Source organism: Polaromonas sp. DSP2-3-2b2 (assembly GCF_049895905.1).
Taxonomy (GTDB): Bacteria; Pseudomonadota; Gammaproteobacteria; order Burkholderiales; family Burkholderiaceae_C; genus Polaromonas.
In genome coordinates this window covers 135,811-156,946 of the sequence record NZ_JAFCTH010000002.1, presented here as the reverse complement: position 1 = coordinate 156,946, position 21,136 = coordinate 135,811, and the positions used below count along the sequence as shown (strand labels likewise).

General features: G+C 62.9%; 19 protein-coding genes. 7 read left to right on the top strand and 12 right to left on the bottom strand.

What is annotated here, in order from left to right:
* Nucleotides 1-67: 67 nt before the first annotated feature.
* Together ACP7AD_RS02685 and ACP7AD_RS02680 are read left to right on the top strand one after the other, a co-directional pair.
* A complete protein-coding gene (locus ACP7AD_RS02685) occupies nucleotides 68-697 on the top strand; it encodes a DUF3047 domain-containing protein (RefSeq protein WP_426144650.1) in 630 nt (209 codons plus the stop codon).
* Nucleotides 694-1,896, top strand: coding sequence for an FAD-dependent oxidoreductase (locus tag ACP7AD_RS02680; protein ID WP_426144651.1), 1,203 nt, complete (start codon nucleotides 694-696; stop codon nucleotides 1,894-1,896). The genes ACP7AD_RS02685 and ACP7AD_RS02680 overlap by 4 nt, the downstream gene beginning before the upstream one ends.
* 159 nt (nucleotides 1,897-2,055) lie before the next feature.
* On the opposite strand, the gene dnaJ is transcribed toward ACP7AD_RS02680, so the two are convergent.
* The 9 genes from dnaJ to ACP7AD_RS02635 form a co-directional block, all read right to left on the bottom strand.
* The gene (dnaJ, locus tag ACP7AD_RS02675; protein WP_426144652.1) at nucleotides 2,056-3,195 is read right to left on the bottom strand and encodes a molecular chaperone DnaJ; all 1,140 of its coding nucleotides are present in this window, start codon (nucleotides 3,193-3,195) and stop codon (nucleotides 2,056-2,058) included.
* Between the two features lie 180 nt (nucleotides 3,196-3,375).
* Entirely contained in the window at nucleotides 3,376-5,319 is a 1,944-nt protein-coding gene (gene dnaK, locus ACP7AD_RS02670; RefSeq protein WP_426144654.1) for a molecular chaperone DnaK, read from the bottom strand.
* Between the two features lie 145 nt (nucleotides 5,320-5,464).
* A complete protein-coding gene (gene grpE / locus ACP7AD_RS02665; RefSeq protein WP_426144656.1) occupies nucleotides 5,465-6,037 on the bottom strand; it encodes a nucleotide exchange factor GrpE in 573 nt (190 codons plus the stop codon).
* 294 nt (nucleotides 6,038-6,331) lie between these two features.
* The gene (locus tag ACP7AD_RS02660; RefSeq protein ID WP_426144658.1) at nucleotides 6,332-6,661 is read right to left on the bottom strand and encodes a winged helix-turn-helix transcriptional regulator; all 330 of its coding nucleotides are present in this window, start codon (nucleotides 6,659-6,661) and stop codon (nucleotides 6,332-6,334) included.
* Nucleotides 6,662-6,703: 42 nt separating this feature from the next.
* Nucleotides 6,704-6,946, bottom strand: coding sequence for a hypothetical protein (locus ACP7AD_RS02655; RefSeq protein ID WP_426144660.1), 243 nt, complete (start codon nucleotides 6,944-6,946; stop codon nucleotides 6,704-6,706).
* A 133-nt stretch (nucleotides 6,947-7,079) separates the two neighbouring features.
* Entirely contained in the window at nucleotides 7,080-7,841 is a 762-nt protein-coding gene (locus ACP7AD_RS02650) for a hypothetical protein (protein ID WP_426144662.1), read from the bottom strand.
* A complete protein-coding gene (locus ACP7AD_RS02645) occupies nucleotides 7,838-8,809 on the bottom strand; it encodes a hypothetical protein (RefSeq protein WP_426144664.1) in 972 nt (323 codons plus the stop codon). The genes ACP7AD_RS02650 and ACP7AD_RS02645 overlap by 4 nt, the downstream gene beginning before the upstream one ends.
* Nucleotides 8,810-9,066: 257 nt before the next feature.
* Entirely contained in the window at nucleotides 9,067-11,124 is a 2,058-nt protein-coding gene (locus tag ACP7AD_RS02640) for an FAD-dependent oxidoreductase (protein WP_426144893.1), read from the bottom strand.
* 200 nt (nucleotides 11,125-11,324) lie between these two features.
* Nucleotides 11,325-12,377: a quinone-dependent dihydroorotate dehydrogenase gene (locus ACP7AD_RS02635; protein ID WP_426144665.1), complete on the bottom strand. Its 1,053-nt coding sequence runs from the start codon at nucleotides 12,375-12,377 to the stop codon at nucleotides 11,325-11,327.
* A gap of 123 nt (nucleotides 12,378-12,500) precedes the next feature.
* Between ACP7AD_RS02635 and rpiA the strand changes: the two genes are divergently transcribed.
* A complete protein-coding gene (gene rpiA / locus ACP7AD_RS02630) occupies nucleotides 12,501-13,172 on the top strand; it encodes a ribose-5-phosphate isomerase RpiA (RefSeq protein WP_426144666.1) in 672 nt (223 codons plus the stop codon).
* 97 nt (nucleotides 13,173-13,269) lie between these two features.
* Nucleotides 13,270-13,800, top strand: coding sequence for a DUF2062 domain-containing protein (locus ACP7AD_RS02625; protein ID WP_426144667.1), 531 nt, complete (start codon nucleotides 13,270-13,272; stop codon nucleotides 13,798-13,800).
* Between the two features lie 63 nt (nucleotides 13,801-13,863).
* Here the strand turns inward: ACP7AD_RS02625 and ACP7AD_RS02620 are convergent, their stop codons facing one another.
* The 3 genes from ACP7AD_RS02620 to ACP7AD_RS02610 all read right to left on the bottom strand — a co-directional run bounded on the left by ACP7AD_RS02620 (nucleotide 13,864) and on the right by ACP7AD_RS02610 (nucleotide 17,223).
* Entirely contained in the window at nucleotides 13,864-14,547 is a 684-nt protein-coding gene (locus ACP7AD_RS02620; protein ID WP_426144669.1) for a glutaredoxin family protein, read from the bottom strand.
* Between the two features lie 40 nt (nucleotides 14,548-14,587).
* Nucleotides 14,588-16,639 (bottom strand): M3 family metallopeptidase, encoded by a 2,052-nt coding sequence (locus ACP7AD_RS02615; protein WP_426144670.1) that lies wholly within the window; start codon nucleotides 16,637-16,639, stop codon nucleotides 14,588-14,590.
* Between the two features lie 107 nt (nucleotides 16,640-16,746).
* Nucleotides 16,747-17,223, bottom strand: a complete 477-nt coding sequence (locus ACP7AD_RS02610) for a YhbY family RNA-binding protein (protein WP_426144672.1) — start codon at nucleotides 17,221-17,223, stop codon at nucleotides 16,747-16,749.
* 41 nt (nucleotides 17,224-17,264) lie between these two features.
* Here ACP7AD_RS02610 and ACP7AD_RS02605 point away from each other — a divergent pair, with 41 nt between their 5' ends.
* The 3 genes from ACP7AD_RS02605 (at nucleotide 17,265) to folP (ending at nucleotide 21,061) form a co-directional block, all read left to right on the top strand.
* The gene (locus ACP7AD_RS02605) at nucleotides 17,265-17,999 is read left to right on the top strand and encodes an RlmE family RNA methyltransferase (protein WP_426144674.1); all 735 of its coding nucleotides are present in this window, start codon (nucleotides 17,265-17,267) and stop codon (nucleotides 17,997-17,999) included.
* A gap of 155 nt (nucleotides 18,000-18,154) precedes the next feature.
* Nucleotides 18,155-20,080 (top strand): ATP-dependent zinc metalloprotease FtsH, encoded by a 1,926-nt coding sequence (gene ftsH / locus ACP7AD_RS02600; RefSeq protein ID WP_426144676.1) that lies wholly within the window; start codon nucleotides 18,155-18,157, stop codon nucleotides 20,078-20,080.
* Between the two features lie 135 nt (nucleotides 20,081-20,215).
* Entirely contained in the window at nucleotides 20,216-21,061 is an 846-nt protein-coding gene (folP, locus tag ACP7AD_RS02595) for a dihydropteroate synthase (protein ID WP_426144678.1), read from the top strand.
* The last annotated feature ends 75 nt before the right edge of the window (nucleotides 21,062-21,136 follow it).

Here is a 21,136-nt window from a genome sequence, read left to right as displayed (position 1 = left end):
GGTATTTGCTGAAGATTCGGCAGTTGCGGCAGCGAATCTTCACCCTTTTTCGTCCGTCAGCGGTGCCGTGCCGCCGCCACCCTGGCGCGTGGTCGGCCTGCCCAAGGCCACCAAGCCGCTGACCCGCTTCGAGATGGTGCCCATCGACGGCCACCCGGTGCTGCGGGTGCAAACCGACCATTCCTATGCCAACCTGGTGCATGACCTGCCGGACTTTGCGCTGGCGCCAGGCATGAAGCTGCGCTGGCGCTGGCGCCTGGACCAGCCGCTGCACGGCACCGACCTGCGGCAGCGGGCCGGCGACGACGTCCCGCTCAAGGTCTGCGCCCTGTTCGACATGCCGCTGGCGCAGCTCGGCTTCGTCGAGCGCAACCTGCTGCGTGCCGCCCGTTCGATGAGCGGCGAAAACCTGCCCGCCGCCACCTTGTGCTATGTCTGGGACGCCAGATTGCCGGCCGGCACCGTGTTAGATAACGCCTTCACGCACCGCATGCGCATGATTGTGGTGGACAGCGGCGAGCAACACCTGGGCCAGTGGGTTGCGCACACGCAAGACTTGGCGGCCGATTTCCAGCGTGCCTTCGGCAAGGAATCTGCCACACTGCCGCCGCTGCAGGGCCTGCTGGTGGGCGCCGACTCGGACAACACCGGCGGCCAGAGCTTGGGCTATGTCGGCGATGTCACGCTTTCGCCATGACGCAGGCTGAAAACAAGGCCAAGCCTGCCGATGACGCAAGCCTTCTTCCGGCAAGCCCCGCGCCAGCAGTCAAGCGGCATCTGGTGCTGCTGGGTGCTGGCCATGCCCACGTGCATGTGCTGCACGGCATGGCGCAAGACCGGCCGGCCGACTTGACTATCACGCTGGTTGCGCCGCATGCGCGCCAGCTTTATTCGGGCATGGTGCCAGGGTTTGTCGCCGGGCATTACACGTTGGACAACTGCATGATTCCGCTTGAGGGGCTGCTTGCCCGTTGCGGCGCGCGCTATGTACAAGGCAGTGCGACGGGCCTTGACGCCGATTCGCGCACCGTGACCCTGGCGAGCGGCGCCACTCTGCCTTTCGACTGGCTGAGCTTGAATACTGGCCCGGTCATGGACCGCGAAAAGATTGAGGCGCAGATGCCGGGCGCGCGCGAGCATGCATTGTTTGTGCGGCCCATAGAAGCCTTCGGCCAGCTCTGGCCCCGGGTGATGGCGATGGCGCGACAGAAAAAAATTCACCTGGTTGTGATTGGTGCAGGCGCAGCGGGGCTGGAACTGGCCATGGCCGCTGCCCATGCGTTAAAAGGTGCGTCGTTTGCGCCGGGCAGCGGGGTGACGCTGCTCAGTGGCGCGCAGCCACCGGGCGCCAGCTACCCGGCCGGCGTGCAGCGCCGCATCGCCCGGGCCTTGCAACGCCTTCGAATCGAGGTGCTGTTGGACACCTGCGTCGGCGTGGACGCGGGCGGCGTCCATCTGGGCAACGGCCAGCGGCTGGCTTGCGATGTGCCGCTGCTGGCGCTGGGCGCACAGGCACCGGCGTGGCTGGCCGGCAGCGGCTTGGCGCTGGACAAGGCCGGCTTTGTGGCGGTCAACGCCTTTCAGCAAAGCACCAGCCATCCGGCGGTGTTTGCCGCCGGCGACGTGGCCAGTCGCGTCGATGCACCGCATGCGCGAAGCGGCGTGTATGCCGTGCGCGCCGGTCCGCCGCTGCTGGCCAACCTGCGCGCCGCCTGGCACGGCCAGCCCCTGAAGCCTTACCTGCCGCAAAAGCGCACGCTCAACCTGCTGTCGTGCGGCGGCCGCCATGCGATTGCCGTCTGGGGCGGGCTCAGCGTCGAAGGCGCCTGGGTCTGGCGCTGGAAAGACCGGATTGATCGCCAGTTCGTGGCTGCCTACGCCCGAGCTACTGGCTGAAACCCGGAGAAAATCCCATGACGCTATCAAAATAGCAGCACACTTCAACGGTGCGTCTTGCGAAAATGGCCTTTTTCACTGCCAATAGCGGCATGATACGGATGCGCCATGAAAAATGCCGGACTGAATCCGGCATTTCATCAAGACAGCAGCAACCCGTCAGGCGCCGAAGAAATTCTTCAGCTTGTCGGTCCAGCCTTCTTCGCTCGGCGAGTGCTTGGCGCCGCCTTTCTTGATCGACTCGTCGAGTTCTTTCAGCAGCTTGCGCTGGTGCTCGGTCAGTTTGACCGGCGTTTCAACCGAGATGTGGCAATACAAATCGCCCGGATAGCTCGAACGCACGCCCTTGATACCCTTGCCGCGCAAGCGGAACTGCTTGCCGGCCTGCGTGCCTTCAGGAATGTCGATGGCCGCCTTGCCGGCCAGCGTCGGCACCTCGATCTCTCCGCCGAGCGCCGCCGTCATGAAGCTGATCGGCATCGAGCAGTGCAGGTCGTCGCCGTCACGCTCGAAGATGTCGTGCTTTTTCAGCCGGATCTCGATGTACAGGTCGCCCGGCGGGCCGCCGTTGGTGCCCGGTTCGCCGTTGCCGGTCGAGCGGATGCGCATGCCGTCGTCGATGCCTGCCGGAATCTTCACTTCCAGCGTCTTGTTGGTCTTGGTCTTGCCCACGCCGTGGCAGGCCATGCAGGGCGAGGGAATCAGCTTGCCGCTGCCCTTGCACTGTGGGCAGGTTTGCTGCACGCTGAAAAATCCCTGGCGCATCTGCACCACGCCATGGCCGTGGCAGGTGGTGCAGGTGGCCACCTTGGTGCCGGGCTTGGCGCCGCTGCCGTGGCAGATGCCGCAGTCGTCCCAGCTCGGGATGCGGATCTGCGCTTCCTTGCCGGCGGCCGCTTCTTCGAGCGTGACTTCCATCGCATAGCTCAGGTCGCCGCCGCGGTACACCTGGCGGCCGCCGCCCTGTGCGCCACGCTGGCCGCTGAACACATCGCCGAAAATATCGCCGAACGCCTCGGCAAAACCGCCAAAACCTTCAGCGCCGGGACCGCCGCCGCCGCGCATGTTCGGGTCCACGCCGGCATGGCCGTACTGGTCATAGGCGGCACGCTTTTGCGCATCGGAAAGCATTTCGTAGGCTTCCTTGGCCTCCTTGAATTTTTCCTCGGACACCTTGCTGTCACCCTGGTTGCGGTCAGGGTGGTGCTTCATCGCGAGCTTGCGGTACGCTTTTTTGATGTCTTCGTCGCTGGCGTTCTTGGGAACGCCGAGCGTGTCGTAATAGTCTTTTTTGGCCATGTCAGGTCAGGCAATCATTGTTAAAAATTCAGCGGTCAGCCCAGGCAGGGGCAGGAAGAAGCGGGCATTGCATGCAGCGGCAAAAGACAAAAGCGGAAAGCCGGGATTGCTCCCGGTTTCCGCTCTTGCACTGGCCATGCATTTTCATGCGGTCAGCAAGCCGCTTCTAGCCGGCTTACATCAGCCCTTTTTGACTTCCTTGACTTCGGCGTCCACGACATTGTCGTCGGCGGCGGGCTTTGTCTGGGCCTGCTCGGCGTGGGGCGCGCCAGCTGCGTCGCCGCCAGCGCCTTGCGACGACTGCATATCGGCATACATCTTTTCGCCCAGCTTCTGGCTGGCTTCCATGAGTGCGGCGTTCTTGCCTTCAATCGCGTCCTTGTCGTCGGACTTGAGGGCCTCTTCCATGTCCTTGATGGCGGACTCGATCTTTTCTTTTTCGCCCGCATCGAGTTTGTCGCCGTACTCGGCCAGCGATTTCTTCACGCTGTGGACCATGGCTTCGGCGCTGTTCTTGGCCTGCACGAATTCGACCTTTTTCTTGTCGTCTTCGGCGTTCAGCTCGGCGTCTTTCACCATCTGCTGGATTTCAGCTTCAGTCAAGCCGGAGTTGGCCTTGATGGTGATCTTGTTTTCCTTGCCGGTGCCCTTGTCCTTGGCGCCGACGTGCAGGATGCCGTTGGCATCGATGTCGAACGACACTTCGATCTGCGGCGTGCCGCGCGATGCCGGCGGAATGCCTTCGAGGTTGAACTCGCCCAGCGCCTTGTTGCCCGAGGCAATCTCGCGCTCGCCCTGGAACACCTTGATCGTCACGGCCGGCTGATTGTCTTCGGCGGTCGAGAAGGTCTGTGCGAACTTGGTCGGGATGGTCGTGTTCTTCTTGATCATCTTGGTCATCACGCCGCCCATGGTTTCAATACCGAGGGACAGCGGCGTCACGTCGAGCAACAGCACGTCGGAGCGGTCGCCCGACAGCACCTGGCCCTGAATCGCGGCGCCAACGGCCACGGCTTCGTCGGGGTTCACATCCTTGCGGGGTTCCTTGCCGAAGAATTCCTTGACCTTTTCCTGCACCTTGGGCATGCGGGTCATACCGCCGACCAAAATCACGTCATGGATGTCGCCCACGCTGATGCCGGCGTCCTTGACGGCCACGCGGCAAGGGGCAATCGTGCGCTCGATGAGTTCGTCAACCAGGCTCTCTAACTTGGCGCGCGTCATCTTGATGTTCAGGTGTTTAGGGCCCGAAGCATCAGCGGTGATGTAGGGCAGGTTGATGTCGGTCTGCGCGCTGTTGGAGAGTTCGATCTTGGCTTTTTCAGCCGCTTCCTTCAGGCGCTGCAGCGCCAGCACGTCGTTCTTCAGGTTGACGCCGGAGTCCTTCTTGAACTCGTCGATGATGAAGTCGATGATGCGCTGGTCGAAGTCTTCGCCGCCCAGGAAGGTGTCGCCATTGGTGGACAGCACTTCAAACTGCTTTTCACCGTCGACATCGGCAATCTCGATGATCGAGATGTCGAAGGTGCCGCCGCCCAGGTCATACACCGCGATCTTGCGGTCGCCTTTTTCCTGCTTGTCCAGGCCAAAGGCGAGGGCAGCAGCGGTGGGCTCGTTGATGATGCGCTTGACGTCCAGGCCAGCAATGCGGCCGGCGTCTTTCGTCGCCTGGCGCTGCGCGTCGTTGAAGTACGCGGGCACCGTAATGACGGCGTCGGTGACGGGCTCGCCGAGGTAGTCTTCAGCGGTTTTCTTCATCTTGCGCAGGATGTCGGCGCTGACCTGTTGGGCCGAGAGTTTCTTGCCGCGCACTTCGATCCAGGCGTCGCCGTTGTCTGCGGGCACGATCGAGTAAGGCATCAGGCCGATGTCTTTTTGCACTTCTTTTTCGGCAAACTTGCGGCCGATCAGGCGCTTGACGGCGTAGAGCGTGTTGCGTGGGTTGGTCACGGCCTGGCGCTTGGCCGAGGCGCCGACCAGCACTTCGCCGTCTTCCTGGTAAGCGACGATGGACGGGGTGGTGCGCGCACCTTCAGAGTTTTCAATGACGCGGGGCGTGTTGCCTTCCATGATCGAGACGCAACTGTTGGTGGTGCCCAAGTCGATGCCGATGATTCTTCCCATGATTAACTCCTGTTTATTGTTTCGTGAAGGTTTTGGATGCCGGGCCATGCGCTGTGGGCAGCCCGGTTCATCAAGCTGCTGAAGACTTGCGGATAAGTTTTACAAGTTCAAGAGCAGCGGACATGTTTCGGATGTTTATTTGTGCTTACTGCGGCGCCGCCACAGTAACCAAGGCTGGGCGCAGCACGCGCTCGGCAATCAGGTAGCCCTTTTGCAGCACGGCGACCACGGTATTGGCTTCCTGCTGCGGCGCAGGCACCATGCTGATGGCCTGGTGCTGGTGCGGGTCGAACCTGGTGCCGGCCGCCGGATTGATCTCGATGACCTTGTTGCGTTCCAAGGCACTCTTGAGCTGCTTGAGCGTGGCTTCGGAGCCTTCGCGGATTTGCTCCAGCGTCGCTTCCTTCAGCGCCAGGCCGGCTTCCAGGCTGTCGAGCACCGGCAGCAGGCTCTCGGAGAAGCTTTCAAGGGCAAACTTGCGCGCTTTGGAGATTTCATCGTCGGCGCGGCGCCTGGCGTTTTCGGCTTCAGCCTTGGCACGCAGGTAGCTGTCGGACAGTTCGGTGTTCTTGGCCTGCAAGACCGCCAGCTGGGCCTGGGCCTCGGTAACCGCGTTCATCGCGTCAAACTCGTTGGCGGCCTGAGCGGCTTCGAGTTCCTCGGGGCTTGGCGCACCTGTCAGGTCGTTGTTCTGTTCGGGTTGTTTGTTCTCGGACATGTTGGTAGGTATGTTTTTGAAGCTGCTAAGCTGACTAGCTTGGGACCACAAGCCCCTTTTCAAGACAGGGCATTGAGGATTGGTAATGAAATGTCGCCTCAACCGGCGGCGCACGGCCAGCAAACACCATAGGCAGTCCCGGCGCCAGCAAGTCATGCTTGATGCATCAAGATTGTAGGGGGGTCAACTTCCGGGTTCAACTTCGCTTGAGGAAGCTGGCGCTTGACACAGGCTTGGGCCGCAAACAAAAAAACAGGCCTTTGGCCTGTTTCTGTTTTCGTACCGGCAGCCCGCTTATTCGGCGGTGCTCTTGTCCGCGTTGACCTTGGTCTGGCTGACCACCCATTTTCCGGCGAAAGCCTGCAGGTCGTTCAGGCGCTTGAGCAGGTCGGCGCCCAGTGGCGTCACGGTATAGCCCTTTTCGCCATGGCCCAGCAGGCCGGCTGCGCGCAATTCCTTGATGCGGGTGTTCAGGGTGTTGGGTGTGATGTTGCCAATGCTGTCCTGGAGCAGGCGAAAGGTTTGCGGGTGGCCGTCTTTCAGTGCCCACAGCACGCGCAGTGCGTAGCGCGACTCCAGCAGTTCAAGCAACAGGTTCACGGCAGCGTTTTCTTTGGCACTCATTGGGTTATCTCCTCAGGTCGATCGGGTCACAGGGAATGGGAATCAGGCCCGGAAAAGGCCCGCCGCCAAATATAACGCAAAATCCGTTTTGCTACGAGTTTTATAGCTGGTAATGCCCGCGCTGTGTGGATTCTGAGACAAAATCGTTATAAATTTGCTGGATGCCAAGGTGGCCCGACTCATGCGGTGAACCGGCGATGTCGCGGCCAGGCCCGTGACGCGCTCGGGCAAGTCGTTCAGTCCGAGCCGCCGGTCCTGCGGGCGGATGGTCTGGGTGATCAGCACGCCGCCGCTGGGCCAAGGTGGTCTGGCAGGCCAGCATCAAGCTGGACTGAAAAATGCTTGATATTCATAGTGTAAAAAGCACTTTGCGCAGGCTGGGCGGGCGTAAGCAGCTATTTATTCGATAGCAAATTGATCATCGTGTCGGGCGCGGCGTCTGGTCACGGCCGGGCGTTGAATACTCCGGTCGAGGGAACCTGAACATCGGAAATTCAGGCGCAGGCGTGCTGCGGCTGCGGTTGCGGTAGTACTGCGTCCAGCCGATGGACTGGCGGATGGCCTCCTCTGGCACCCGGTAGGCGCGGCCGTCGCCCAGCAGGCCGCGACTCGTCAGGTCGATGCGCCAGCCCGCCGGAACCGTGGCCGGCGCGGGCTGCAGGGTGCGGGCCTCGCCCTCGACCACGGTGATCTGAAGGTAGGTTGACGCCGCCGGCATGACCGAATAAGCGACCTTGCTGAACTGCTGGCTTTTGGTGCCCAGCGATTCGACGCAGGCATTGGATTTGTCGACGAAAATCCGGCCGCTGCGAAACAGGCTGACCACCAGGCAGTTCAGGTCCTGGAACAGGCTGGGGTCGGTGTTTTCGTCGAGCTCGACATAGCCGCCGTTCCAGAAATCGATTTTCATGCGCGTTCCCGGGCCGGTGTAGAAGCGGTCGCCAGCCAGCAACGCCTGGCCCAGCTGGGCGGGCTGCCCGGCGCCATGGTTGCCCCTGTCGACAAACGCATTCGGTCCCTCGATAAAGGTGATCCGGCCCACCGGGCGCAACACTGGCGGCCCCTGTCCCTGGCTGGGCATGGGCGCGGGCGGCAGGGGCGCGCATGCCGGCAGCAGCAGCGCAAGCAGCACGATCAAGCTGAGGCGGCTGGACGAATGGGGAATGTTGGGCAGGGTCATTTGGCGTCTCCTTGCGGAACTAAAAACAGGTTGGCCTGGCCTGTCACCTGGAGCCGTGCAATCGACTCGCTTGGATACCACACGGCCTTTCGCTCGGCAGGCAGCCACAGCAGCAGGTTCTTGTCATTGCGCGTCATGAGGTTGCCGCTGGTCAGCGCACCGTCCTTGAATTCAAGGCTGGCCACCGGGTAGACCGCAGCGCGCACCAGGATGCCGAAGGCAATCGGCAGCAGGAGCGTGTACACCATTCCATAGACGGCCAGCACCAGGCGGCAGGCCCGCGCCAGCATCTCGGGCCGGATGGCTGCGGTGAAGGAAAACGACGCGCCGATGGCCATCAGCAACACCAGGTAGCCGTCGAGCAGCCGGCGGAACTCGGCCAGCAGGAACACATTGCAGCGCTCCCCCTGCGTCAAGAGCGAAGCCGCCACGGCCGGCGGCAATCCGCTGCCGGCCACCGGAATCAGGGCGCGGCATTCCGCCGTGGACTGCGCACCGGTGCGAAACAGCAGGCTGTCGATGCGCCCCAGCGCCAGCAGCGGGTAGAAAAAACGGTCGGTGTGCGCAATCAGCAAGACCACCAGCGCCGTCAGCAGCAGCGTGCCCTTGAGCGACGGACGTGCCGCAGCCAGTGCGGCGCGGCGTTGGGCCAGCCATTCGCCCGCACGCTGCCAGCCTCGGGCCAGCGGCCCGATTTCGCCCAGAAACGCCAGCAGCACCAGCACGCTGACGCCGCCTGCGCCCAGGGCCAGCACCATCTGCAGCAGGTGGGCGGTGACGGCAAAAAAGAAACGGGCGCCCTCCAGCAGCATGTCCTCATGCTTGAAATCCACCACCCGGCCAAGCCCGAGCATCGTCAGGTGCGCATGAAAGGCGTAGTAGCCGGTGGCATAGCAAATGGCCGTCAGCGCGGCCAGTGCGCCGCCTAGCCAGGCAATCGATTGCTTGAGCCGCTGAAGCAGTTCCATGCTGCCTTCCCGAGGTTGTCCCGATGAATCCGGCAGACCATCGGCGAAAAGGCCGCTGGCTTTTCGCGGCTGGTGCAAATGGGCTGGTTATCCACTCTATACGTACACGCGCGGCTTGCCAGTATTTCAGCAGGCTGAAAGTTCCATCAAACAGGTAAATCTTGTTACGCCCTGAAGCTGTGTGCAGCGGCAAAAAAGATCACCTCAACGGCACGGTCCGCTTTTTTGCCGCCGTGCGTTCAGGCGCATTCAGTTTTCTACAGCAATGCCGCCAGCCGCGTTCCCTGGTCAATCGCCCGCTTGGCGTCGAGTTCGCCGGCCTCGTCGGCGCCGCCGATCAGGTGCGTCTTCATGCCCGCAGCCCGCAGCGGCTCCAGCAGGTCGCGCAGCGGTTCCTGGCCGGCACAAAGCACGATATGGTCCACTTCGATCACGCTGGCGTTTTCGCGTTTGGCGCCATGCGTGATGAACAGGCCCACGCCTGAGCCATGGTCGCCAATGCGCTCGTAGTTCACGCCCGAGATCATTTCGACCTGCTTCATCTTCAGCGCCGCCCGGTGAATCCAGCCGGTCGTCTTGCCCAGGCCGGCGCCCATCTTGCCGGCCTTGCGCTGCAGCAGCGTGACCTGGCGCGCCGGCGCCGTGATGTGCGGACGAACCACGCCGCCGCGCACACTGCCGGGATCGGCCACGCCCCATTCGGCCAGCCAGGCGGGCAGGTCCAGCGCCGTCGAATGGCCCGGGGGTGTCACCAGGAACTCGGCGACGTCAAAGCCGATGCCGCCCGCGCCGATCAGCGCCACCCGGTCGCCAACGACCTGACGGCCCCGCAGCACGTCGATATAGCTCAGCACCCGGGGATGCGCCTGGCCGGGAATGCGCGGGTTGCGCGGCGTGACGCCGGTGGCCAGGATGACCTCGTCGAAGCGCTCGAGGATCAGCTCGGCCGCTTCCACGCGGGTGTTCAGCCGCAGCGTGACGCCGGTTTGTTCAATCCTGCGACCGAAGTAACGCAGGGTTTCGGCAAACTCTTCCTTGCCCGGAATGCGCCGGGCCAGGTTGAACTGCCCGCCAATCTCGCCGGCCGCGTCGAACAGCGTCACGTCGTGGCCGCGCTCGGCCAGCGTGGTGGCGGCCGCCAGACCGGCCGGGCCGGCGCCCACCACCGCCACACGTTTTTTGGCCGGCGCGATGCGGATGACGAGTTCGGTTTCATGCCCGGCGCGCGGGTTGACCAGGCAACTTGCCAGCTTGGCCTTGAACGCATGGTCAAGACACGCCTGGTTGCAGGCGATGCAGGTGTTGATGTCCTGGCTGCGGCCCTGCGCGGCCTTGTTGACGAATTCCGGGTCGGCCAGAAAGGGCCGCGCCATGCTGACCATGTCAGCGCAGCCGCCCGCCAGCGCCTGCTCGGCGACCTCGGGCATGTTGAGCCGGTTGCTGGTAATGACCGGAATGTTCAAGCCGGCGGCGCGCAGTTCGGTGCGCAATTTTTTCGTCACCCAGGTGAAGGCGCCGCGCGGCACCGAGGTGGCAATGGTGGGCACCCGCGCTTCATGCCAGCCGATGCCGCTGTTGATCAGGGTTGCGCCCGCTGCCGCGACGGCCTTGGCCAGTTGCACGACTTCCTCCCAACTGCTGCCTTCCGGAATCAAGTCGATCAGCGACAGGCGGTAGATCAAAATAAAATCCGGCCCTACGGCTTCGCGCGTGCGTCGCACGATCTCGACGGCCAGGCGCATCCGGTTGGCGTAGCTGCCGCCCCAGTCGTCGCTGCGCTGGTTGGTGTGGGTAACGAGGAACTGGTTGATCAGGTAGCCTTCGCTGCCCATGATCTCGACGCCGTCGTAGCCGGCTTCGCGTGCCAGCACGGCGCAGCGGACGAAGGCGCGGATTTGCCGCTCAATGCCGCCGGCGCTCAGCGCGTAAGGCGTGAACGGCGAAATCGGACTCTGGAGGCGCGAGGGCGCGACGCACAACGGGTGGTAGCCGTAACGCCCGGTGTGCAGGATTTGCAGCGCGATCTTGCCGCCTTCCTGATGCACCGCATCGGTCACCTGCCGGTGGCGCCGCGCCGCGCCAGAAGTGGCCAGCATGCCGGCAAACGGCTTGGTCCATCCCGCCACGTTGGGCGCGAAGCCGCCGGTCACCATCAGGCCGACGCCGCCGCGTGCGCGTTCTGCAAAATAGGCGGCCATCGCCGGGAAATGCTTGCGGCCGTCTTCCAGCCCGGTGTGCATGCTGCCCATCAGCACCCGGTTTTTCAGCGTCGTGAAGCCCAGGTCCAGCGGCGCCAGCAGGTGCGGAAAGTGCAGGGCAGGGGGAAAAGCGGTGGTGGCCAAGGGCAGTCTCCGGTTCAGGTTAACTGCATGGTAGCTGCTCTACATGGCCTTGGGCCGTGCTGGCAGTGCGCCAGGGGACACGCCTTTCCAGGCCTTCGGGCAAACCCTGACGGGATTTTTCGGCAGCGCAGTTACTATGAAAATAATAGCTGGATACGCCCGTGTCTATTGCGCTAGCGGCACTTTTTGATCGAATTTGCGGCTTCGGTGACGAGTGCCGGGCCTTTGTAGATCAGGCCGGTGTAGATCTGCACCACGTCGGCGCCGGCCTTGATCTTGGACACGGCATCAAGCCCGCTCATCACGCCGCCCACGCCGATGATGGGAAAGCCCTTGCCCAGCGCGGCGCGCAGCTGGCTGATGACGCGGTTGCTGGCCGCCAGCACCGGCGCGCCGCTCAGGCCGCCGGCTTCGTCGGCATGGCGCAGGCCCTTGACGGCATCGCGGCTCAGCGTGGTGTTGGTGGCGACCACGCCGTCCATCGCGTGGCGCTTCAGGGTGGCGGCAATCACTTCGACCTGCGCGTCGTCGAGGTCGGGCGCGATCTTGATAAAGATCGGCACGCGCTTGCCGTGCTGGCGAGCCAGGGTTTCGCGGCGCTCGGCGATGCGGCCAAGCAGCGCGTCCAGCGCCTCGTCGCTTTGCAGCGCGCGCAGGTTCTTGGTGTTGGGGCTGGAGATGTTGACCGTCACATAGTCGGCATGCGGGTACACGCCGTCGATGCAGATCAGGTAATCGTCCACTGCGTTTTCAATCGGCGTGGCGGCGTTCTTGCCAATGTTCAGGCCCAGCAGCAGCGTGCTTTTCGCGCCGGGCTTGCGAACGCTCGACTTCTGCACGTTGGCCAGGAAGGCGTCCAGCCCGTCGTTGTTGAAGCCCAGGCGGTTGATCAGCGCGTTGGCTTCAGGCAGACGGAACATGCGCGGCTTGGGGTTGCCCGGCTGGGCCTTGGGCGTCACCGTGCCGACCTCGACAAAGCCAAAACCCATGGCGGCCAGGCCGTCGATGCAGCGGGCGTTCTTGTCCAGCCCGGCGGCCATGCCCACCCGGTTGGGAAAGCTCAAGCCGGCGAGCTGGATCGGGTCGCTGATCCGCGTGGCGCAATACAGCGCTGACAGCGGCGTGCCCTGGGTGCGCGCCAGCGACGCCATGGTCAGGTCATGGGCGGTTTCGGGGTCGAGGCCGAATAAAAAGGGACGGGCCAGGGCGTAGGGGAACAGGGACATTGGATAATTCGGGCAGAGAGCGGTGGATGTGCGCGGGTCTGGCAAAGCGCCGTGGCCCGCAAGGCATGAGTCCTGATTGTCGCAAAACCCGTTTCACTCCAACCCATTTACGCAAGGCACCCCATGACCCAAGACGAACTCAAAACCCTGGTCGGCCAAGCCGCCCTGTATTACGTCGAGGACGGCAGCATCGTCGGCGTTGGCACCGGCTCCACCGTCAACAAGTTCATTGATGCGCTGGCCACCATGAAGGACCGGATTCTAGGTGCCGTCTCCAGCTCGAACGCCTCGACCGAACGGCTGCAGGCGCTGGGTATCACGGTGTTCGATGCCGCCGAGGTGGACGAGTTGGCGGTGTACATCGACGGCGCCGACGAGATCGACCATGCCGGCCACATGGTCAAGGGCGGCGGCGCGGCGCTGACGCGCGAAAAGATCGTCGCGGCCCAGTCGCGCCGCTTTGTCTGCATCGCCGACAAGTCCAAATACGTCGCCACGCTGGGCGGCTTTCCCCTTCCGGTCGAGGTCATTCCCATGGCCGCGCGGCGCATTGCGCGCCAGTTCGAAGCCATGGGCGGCGCGGCCACCGTGCGCCACAAGGACGGCCAGCCGCTGGTGACCGACAACGGCCAGCACATCCTGGACGTGACTGGCCTGAAGATCGCCGAGCCGCTGGCCTTCGAGTCGCTGGTCAGCCAGTGGCCCGGCGTGGTGACGGTCGGCGTGTTTGCCTTCCAGAAGGCGCATGTGTGCCTGCTGGGAACTGACGAGGGCGTTGAAACCCTGGTGTTCTGACCGCATTTGCCTTTTCAAGGCACCATGCCCTTGCCTCCATCCGCCAGGAGCCGTGATCAGTGACCTGCGAGCCGCTTGCTCATTCGGAAGCCATAACATGAGCCTGCTTGAACGGTTGCGCGCCTGCATTCCGACCCGTGAGCAGATCAGCCGCAACCGCTGGCTGGCCTGGCTCGGCCCATGGCTGCACCAGCCCAAGCTCTGGCACTGGTCCCGGCGCGGCGTGGCGATGGGCGTGGCACTGGGCGTCTTTTTTGGCCTCTTGATCCCGGTCGCGCAGATTCCTCTCTCGGTGGCCGCCGCCGTGCTGCTGCGCGCCAATGTCCCGGCTGCCGTCGCCAGCACGCTGGTCAGCAATCCGCTGACCTTCACCCCGATCTACTACGGCGCCTACCGGTTGGGCGTCTGGGTCACGGGTGAGAAAGCGCCGCCACAGGGCATCGAAGTTATCGGCACGCAGGAGATCGAAAACACCCTGAGCCTTTGGCAGCGCATCGCCGCGCTGGGCAAGCCGCTGGTGGTCGGACTGTGCATCACCGCCGTATTGATGGGGCTGTTCAGCTATGGATTGATCTCGCTGGCGTGGCGCTGGCGGACGGTGTCGAAACGGCGCGGCAGAATGCGCTGAGGTTGGCTTTCCTGACGCCGGTCTGTAAACCGCCAGGCCGGAATTCAATCTCGCCAACGCCGATCAGAATTTGATGCCGGCCGGGTTGCTGCTGTCGGTGGGGGCCTGTACCGGACGTGCCGCGGGGGTTTTCATCACGGCTTTTGGCTCGTTGCCTTCGCCAGAGACGGGCGGCGCCGGCAAGGGCGCGGCTGTCACCAGGGGCACTGGTGCAGGCATTCGGTAGCCGGACAGCAAGACCGAAGACTTCGGATAGCCGGCTGCGTTCAGGAACTGGGTCCATTCCGCATCGGAAAAGCCCTTGAGCTGCTGGCTGCCAATGGTCAAAAATGGCAGTGACGCTTCACCACTCAGGCGCTGCAGCGCCTCCGTGTCGGCGGCCGTCGTGACCGTTTTTTCGCTGAACGGAACGCCCCGGCTGGTCAGCAGCGAACGGCCCGCACCGCAGGGTGCGCAGTTGTCGCCGGTGTACAGGACCACCGGGTACTTGAGCGCGACCTTGCGAAGGTCGAACGGCAGGCTGGCAGGCGCGGGGTTGCTTGCGCCGCCAAGGGCATTGGCTTCGCTGATTCTGGAGTTGCCGGCCGACACTGGCGGCGGCCGGTCTGAAAAGGTGATCTTGCCATCGGGTCCGACGATGCGGTAAACCTGCTGGGCCTGCGCCTGCAATGAAGCCAGGCCGCTGGCTGCCAGCATCAGTGCCAACAGCGCTCGGGTTCCAGAAAAACACAATGCGCTTGATTTCATGAGGCCTGTCCGGTTCTGCAAAGCATGTTCAGCACGGGGTTCACGCCATGCCCTGATGACGCAGCAATGCGTCGAGCGAAGGTTCGCGGCCGCGAAAAGCCTTGAACGACTCCATGGCGGGGCGGCTTCCGCCCGCTTCGAGGATGGCCTGGCGGTACTTCCTGCCGGCTTGCACGCTGACCGTCGATTTGTCGCTTCCTGCTTCGTCGTTGGCGGCTGCGGTTTCTTCGAAGGCCGCATAAGCGTCGGCCGACAGCACTTCGGCCCACTTGTAGCTGTAATAGCCGGCTGCGTAGCCGCCCGAAAAGATATGGCTGAAGGTGTGCGCCGTGCGGCTGTAGGCCGGAGCGGAAATCACCGCCACTTCCCGGCGAACCTCGTTGAGCAGGCCCATCAGATCTTCGTCCGGGTTGTGCGAGGTGTGCAGCAGCATGTCGAACAGCGAAAACTCGACCTGGCGCAGCGTCTGCATGCCGCTCTGGAAGTTCTTCGCGGCCAGCATCTTGTCAAACAGTTCGCGCGGCAGCGGCTCGCCGGTATCGACATGCGCCGTCATCTGCCTGAGCACTTCCCATTCCCAGCAGAAGTTTTCCATGAACTGGCTCGGCAGCTCGACCGCATCCCATTCGACGCCGCTGATGCCCGAGACATCGTGCTCGTTGACCTGCGTGAGCATGTGGTGCAGGCCGTGGCCGAATTCGTGGAACAGCGTGGTGACGTTGTCGTGTGTCAGCAGGGCCGGCTTGCCGCCCGCGCCTTCGGCAAAATTGCACACCAGGTGCGCCACCGGCGTTTGCAGTTTGCCGGAGTCGGGGCGCAGCCATCGAGCGCGCACATCGTCCATCCAGGCACCGCCGCGCTTGCCGGTGCGCGCGGGCTGGTCAAGGTAGAACTGGCCAACCAGCTGGCCGTCGCGCTCGATGCGGTAAAAAGCCACGCCGGGTTTCCAGACAGGCGCTGAATCCTCGCGAATCTGCACCTCGAACAGGGTTTCGACAATCGTGAACAGGCCTGCCAGCACCTTGGGCGCGGTGAAGTACTGCTTGACTTCCTGCTCGCTGAAGGCGTAGCGCGCTTCCTTGAGCTTTTCGCCGATGTAGGCATAGTCCCAGGGTTGGGGGGCGGCCTGGTCCAGTTTTTCGGCCGCGAACCTGCGCAGGTCGGCGATGTCCTTTTCCGCATACGGCCGGGCGCGCCGGGCCAGGTCGCGCAGGAAGGTCACGACTTCCTCGGGCGACTTGGCCATCTTGGCCACCACCGAGACTTCGCCGAAGTTCTGATAGCCCAGCAGCCGGGATTCTTCCTGGCGCAAGGCCAGGATCTCGCGCATGACGGCGCTGTTGTCGAACTGGCTGAATTCGGCCGGGGCCTGGTCGCTGGCGCGTGTGGTGTAGGCCTTGTAGAGCTTTTCGCGCAGGGCGCTGCTTTCGGCGAACTGCATCACCGGCAGGTAGCTTGGCATTTTCAGGCTGAGCCGGTAGCCGGCCTTGCCTTCGGCCTCGGCCTGCGCCCTGGCGGTTTGCAGTACGTCTTCTGGAATGCCCGCCACTTCGTCATCGGAGGCGAAGTAGGCAAAGGCATCGGTGGCGTCGAGCGAGTTTTCGCTGAACTTCTGGCTGAGTTCGGCCTGGCGCTCCTGGATTTGCGCGAAGCGCTCCTTGGCTGCGCCCGACAGTTCGGCGCCCGAGAGCACAAAGTTGCGGATGGCGTTCTTGTGCGCCTGGCGCTGTTCGTCATTCAGGCTGGCCACGTCGATGGCCTTGTACTTGGCATACAGGCGTTCGTCGGCACCCAGGCGGGTCCAGAATTCGATGACGCGGGGCAGGGCGGCGTTGTAGGCGGCGCGCAGCTCGGGCGTGTCCGCCACGCTGTTGAGGTGGCTGACGGCGCCCCAGGCGCGGCCCAGGTTTTCGGTCGCCACGTCGAGCACGCCGGCAATGCCGCTCCAGGTCGCCGGAAAGTCGGCGGCCGTGACCTGCTCCAGCGCCGTTTCGGCCTTGGCGAGCAAGTCGTCCATCGCCGGGCCGACGTGCTCGGGCAGGATCTGGTCAAACAGGGGAAGGTCTGAGAAATCGAGGAGTGGATTGGTCATTGCGTTTAGCTGTGGGCGGGTGGGGTGAATCTAAAGGCCGCAGGTTGTTTTAGCCATGAAAACGCAAAACCGACCAGCGAGGTCGGTTAAGGGATTGGGGGGCCAGTTCAGTCTTGCGAGCGTTTCTTGACGCTGACTTGCTGCCGGGGTTTGGCGCGCTTGACGCTGCCGCCCGGGGTGAGGCGCTGGTTGCCGAGCACGCGCAAGGTCTTGACTTCCGGCCGCTGGCCGTAGCGCGAGCTGTTTTTCAGCACCTTGACGTCGCGCGGGCCGGCCATGCGGTCTTCGCTGACCTTTTTCTCCTTCTCGGGAACCGGCCGCCAGAACACCAGCAGCTTGCCGATGTGCTGGATGGGCGCGGCGTCGAGTTCCTCAGCCAGCGAGCGGAACATGTCTTCGCGACCTGCGCGGTCGTCGGACTGGACCCGTACCTTGATCAAGCCGTGGGCGGTCAGGGCGGCGTCGATTTCCTTTTTTACATTGTCGGTGAGGCCGTCGGAGCCGATCATCACGACGGCATTGAGATGGTGCGCTTCAGCGCGGTGGTCTTTGCGCTGGGCAGGGGTAAGTTGTATTTGAGCCATGCGCAATTATCGGCGGTGTCGGGGAGACGACAATAGGCCCCATGAAAGTAAATGCCAAGTCAGACCACAAGCTCCTCCCAAAATCGGCCCCCAAGGTCGTTGCCAAGGGTGATGCAAAAGGTAAAAAAGTCAACAAAGCGTGGCTGCACGACCATATCAACGACCCGTATGTAAAGCAGGCCCGCAAGGAAGGCTATCGTGCGCGCGCGGCCTTCAAGCTCAAGGAAATGGATGAAACGCTGGGCCTGGTCAAGCCTGGCGACTGCGTGGTCGACCTGGGCAGTACGCCCGGTGCCTGGAGTCAGTATGTGCGGCGCAAGCTCTCGCCGACCGGCGCCGCCGTGGGGGCGCTCAATGGCCGCATCGTTGCACTGGATATGCTGCCGATGGAGCCGATAGAAGGCGTGGCCTTCATCCAGGGCGACTTCCGGGAGCCCGACGTACTGGAGAAACTGGAACACGCCTTGCGCTCGGAGCAGGGCGCCGTCAAGGTGGACCTGGTAATTTCCGACATGGCGCCCAATCTGTCGGGCATCGAGTCGGTGGATGCGGCGCGAATCGCCCATCTGGTCGAACTGGCGGTGGAGTTTGCGCAGACCCGCATGAAGCCCGATGGCTCGCTGGTCGTCAAGCTGTTTCACGGCAGCGGCTATGACGATCTGGTCAAGCTGTTTCAGGCCAGCTTCAAGGTGGTCAAGCGCATGAAGCCCAAGGCTTCGCGTTCAAATTCGTCTGAAACCTTTCTGGTGGGCAAGAGTCTGAAAAATGTGACATGAAGATGAAACGAAGCTGCTGAAGCTGAAATACCCGCTTAAATCCGTGCCGTGCAAAGGGACGCAAAGCCTTAATCGCCGGTTCCGCCTCTTGAAACGCCTAAAATCAGACGCATGTGCCATGCAATCGGTTTTGGATTAATACATCGGAGCAGTCCTTGAATAATCAGTGGTTTTCTAAAGTAGCAATCTGGCTGGTCATCGCCATGGTGCTTTTCACCGTGTTCAAGCAATTTGACACGCGGGCCGGTACCGGCTCCAATTACTTGGGTTACTCCGAGTTCCTTGAAGAGGTTCGCGGCAAGCGCATCAAGGCGGCGACCATCGCCGAAGGCCAGGGCGGCACTGAAATCGTGGCCACCACGACCGACGACCGCAAAATCCGGACCACGGCAACTTACCTGGATCGGGGCCTGATTGGCGACCTGATCGCCAACGACGTGAAGTTTGACGTCAAGGCGCGCGAAGAAGGCTCATTGCTCATGACGCTGCTGGTCAGCTGGGGGCCAATGCTGCTTCTGATTGGTGTATGGGTGTATTTCATGCGGCAAATGCAGGGGGGCGGCAAGGGCGGTGCCTTCAGTTTTGGAAAATCCAAGGCGCGCATGCTGGATGAATCCACCAACACCGTGACGTTCGCCGACGTGGCAGGCTGCGACGAGGCAAAGGAAGAAGTCAAGGAAGTGGTCGATTTCCTGAAGGATCCGGCCAAGTTCCAGAAGCTCGGCGGCCGCATCCCACGCGGACTGCTACTGGTCGGCCCTCCGGGTACGGGCAAAACCCTGCTCGCCAAGGGCATTGCCGGCGAGGCCAAGGTTCCGTTTTTCTCGATTTCCGGTTCCGACTTCGTAGAAATGTTCGTCGGCGTGGGCGCGGCCCGGGTTCGCGACATGTTCGACAACGCCAAGAAAAATGCGCCCTGTATCATTTTTATCGACGAAATCGACGCCGTGGGCCGTCAGCGTGGTGCCGGTGTCGGCGGCGGCAATGACGAGCGCGAGCAGACCTTGAACCAGATGCTGGTCGAGATGGACGGGTTCGAAACCAATGTCGGCGTGATCGTGGTGGCTGCCACCAACCGGCCCGACATTCTGGACGCCGCCCTGCTGCGCCCCGGCCGTTTTGACCGTCAGGTGTATGTCACGCTGCCCGACATTCGCGGTCGCGAACAGATTCTCAATGTCCACATGCGCAAGGTTCCTCTTGGCCAGGACGTCAACCCCAATGTGATTGCCCGTGGCACCCCAGGCATGTCTGGCGCCGACCTGGCCAATCTCTGCAACGAAGCGGCCCTGATGGCTGCGCGCCGCAGTGCCCGCACGGTCGAGATGCAGGACTTTGAAAAAGCCAAGGACAAGATCCTGATGGGCCCCGAGCGCAAGAGCATGGTCATGCCCGAGGAAGAGCGCCGCAACACGGCCTACCATGAGTCTGGCCATGCGCTGCTGGGCAAGATGCTGCCCAAGTGTGATCCGGTGCATAAGGTCACCATCATTCCTCGCGGTCGTGCCCTGGGTGTCACGATGAGCCTGCCGGCGCAGGACCGCTACAGCTATGACCGCGAGTACATGCTCAGCCAGATCAGCATGCTGTTCGGTGGCCGCATTGCTGAAGAAGTGTTCATGAACCAGATGACCACAGGCGCCAGCAACGACTTCGAGCGCGCCACGGGACTGGCCAGGGACATGGTCACGCGCTACGGCATGACCGATGCGCTTGGCCCCATGGTCTATGCAGAGAACGAAGGCGAAGTGTTCTTGGGGCGGTCGGTGACCAAGACCAACAACATGAGCGAAGCGACGCTGCAAAAGGTTGATACCGAGGTGCGCCGCATCATCGACCAGCAGTACAGCCTGGCGCGTAAGCTGATCGAGGACAACAAGGACAAGATGCACGCGATGGCCAAGGCCTTGCTGGAATGGGAAACCATTGACGTCGAGCAGATGGACGACATCATGGCCGGCAAGGAGCCGCGTCCGCCCAAGGACTGGACGCCTCGCAATCCGTCCGTCGGCAGCGGTGGCAACGGCCCGAGCGGTGGTAGCCCTGCAGTTACGGCAGACCCGGCGCCCAACGCCGCCTGACTGACTCGTTCAGTTCGCCAGATATCCTAGAAACCGGGGCCAGTCCCCGGTTTTTCTTTGGGTCCGCCGTTTCCGGCAAAACTCTATTCCATTCCATTCCATCGTTCAACCCGTCGTCGTCAACAAGGAGTTTTTGTGATCTGGCAAACCGCGCGCTTTCAACTGGACCTGTCGCAAGCCCGCGTCATGGGCATTGTCAATGCCACGCCAGACTCATTTTTCGACGGCGGAAACTATTTCGCCACCACGAACAACCTGTCAGCCGTGTTTGCCTATTGTGAAAAGCTGGTTCGCGACGGCGCCGACCTGTTGGACATCGGGGGGGAGTCCACCCGCCCTGGCGCCTTGCCGGTTCCGCTGGAGCAGGAGCTGGCCCGCGTGCTGCCAGTGGTCCGCCATGCGGTCACGCTGGGCGTCCCGGTTTCGGTGGACACCTACAAGCCCGAGGTCATGCGCGCCGTGCTTGATCTTGGCGCCGACATCATCAATGACATCTGGGCGCTGCGCCAGCCTGGCGCACTTCAGGTCGTGGCGACGCACGCGTCCTGCGGTGTCTGCCTGATGCACATGCATCGCGAGCCGCAAACCATGCAGACAGCGCCCATGCAGGGCGATGTGCTTCCCCAGGTGCTCTCGTTTCTGGAGCAGGCAGGTCGCAACCTGCAGGCCTTGGGCGTCGAAAAATCCCGTATCGTGCTGGATCCGGGCGTGGGTTTTGGGAAAACCGTCGAGCAGAATTTTGTCCTGCTGGCGCGCCAGCGTGAATTCCTGGCGGCTGGCTATCCGCTGCTCGCAGGCTGGTCGCGCAAGTCATCGCTGGCGGCGGTCTGCGATGACCCGGAGACGGCCTCGCCGGAGGGGCGCATGGTTCCCAGCGTAGCGGCCGCCTTGCTCGCCGTCGAACGCGGCGCGCGCATTGTGCGAGTCCATGACGTGCGGGAAACCGTGCAGGGGCTGAAAGTCTGGAAAGCCGCCAGCTGACACGCCAAGGCGCCGGGCGCCTGATTGTTGCGGTGCGCAATATGTGGCAATCGAACCGTCCAAGCCCAAAGGACG

What these genes read in the sequence shown, in the direction of transcription:
- grpE (WP_426144656.1), bottom strand. Translation starts at nt 6,037, where the DNA reads ATGTCCGAGAACAAACAACCCGAACAGAACAACGACCTGACAGGTGCG.
- dnaJ (WP_426144652.1), bottom strand. Translation starts at nt 3,195, where the DNA reads ATGGCCAAAAAAGACTATTACGACACGCTCGGCGTTCCCAAGAACGCC.
- ACP7AD_RS02615 (WP_426144670.1), bottom strand. Translation starts at nt 16,639, where the DNA reads ATGACCAATCCACTCCTCGATTTCTCAGACCTTCCCCTGTTTGACCAG.
- rpiA (WP_426144666.1), top strand. Translation starts at nt 12,501, where the DNA reads ATGACCCAAGACGAACTCAAAACCCTGGTCGGCCAAGCCGCCCTGTAT.
- ACP7AD_RS02620 (WP_426144669.1), bottom strand. Translation starts at nt 14,547, where the DNA reads ATGAAATCAAGCGCATTGTGTTTTTCTGGAACCCGAGCGCTGTTGGCA.
- ACP7AD_RS02680 (WP_426144651.1), top strand. Translation starts at nt 694, where the DNA reads ATGACGCAGGCTGAAAACAAGGCCAAGCCTGCCGATGACGCAAGCCTT.
- dnaK (WP_426144654.1), bottom strand. Translation starts at nt 5,319, where the DNA reads ATGGGAAGAATCATCGGCATCGACTTGGGCACCACCAACAGTTGCGTC.
- ACP7AD_RS02660 (WP_426144658.1), bottom strand. Translation starts at nt 6,661, where the DNA reads ATGAGTGCCAAAGAAAACGCTGCCGTGAACCTGTTGCTTGAACTGCTG.
- ACP7AD_RS02650 (WP_426144662.1), bottom strand. Translation starts at nt 7,841, where the DNA reads ATGACCCTGCCCAACATTCCCCATTCGTCCAGCCGCCTCAGCTTGATC.
- ACP7AD_RS02645 (WP_426144664.1), bottom strand. Translation starts at nt 8,809, where the DNA reads ATGGAACTGCTTCAGCGGCTCAAGCAATCGATTGCCTGGCTAGGCGGC.
- ACP7AD_RS02610 (WP_426144672.1), bottom strand. Translation starts at nt 17,223, where the DNA reads ATGGCTCAAATACAACTTACCCCTGCCCAGCGCAAAGACCACCGCGCT.
- ACP7AD_RS02625 (WP_426144667.1), top strand. Translation starts at nt 13,270, where the DNA reads ATGAGCCTGCTTGAACGGTTGCGCGCCTGCATTCCGACCCGTGAGCAG.
- ACP7AD_RS02605 (WP_426144674.1), top strand. Translation starts at nt 17,265, where the DNA reads ATGAAAGTAAATGCCAAGTCAGACCACAAGCTCCTCCCAAAATCGGCC.
- ACP7AD_RS02635 (WP_426144665.1), bottom strand. Translation starts at nt 12,377, where the DNA reads ATGTCCCTGTTCCCCTACGCCCTGGCCCGTCCCTTTTTATTCGGCCTC.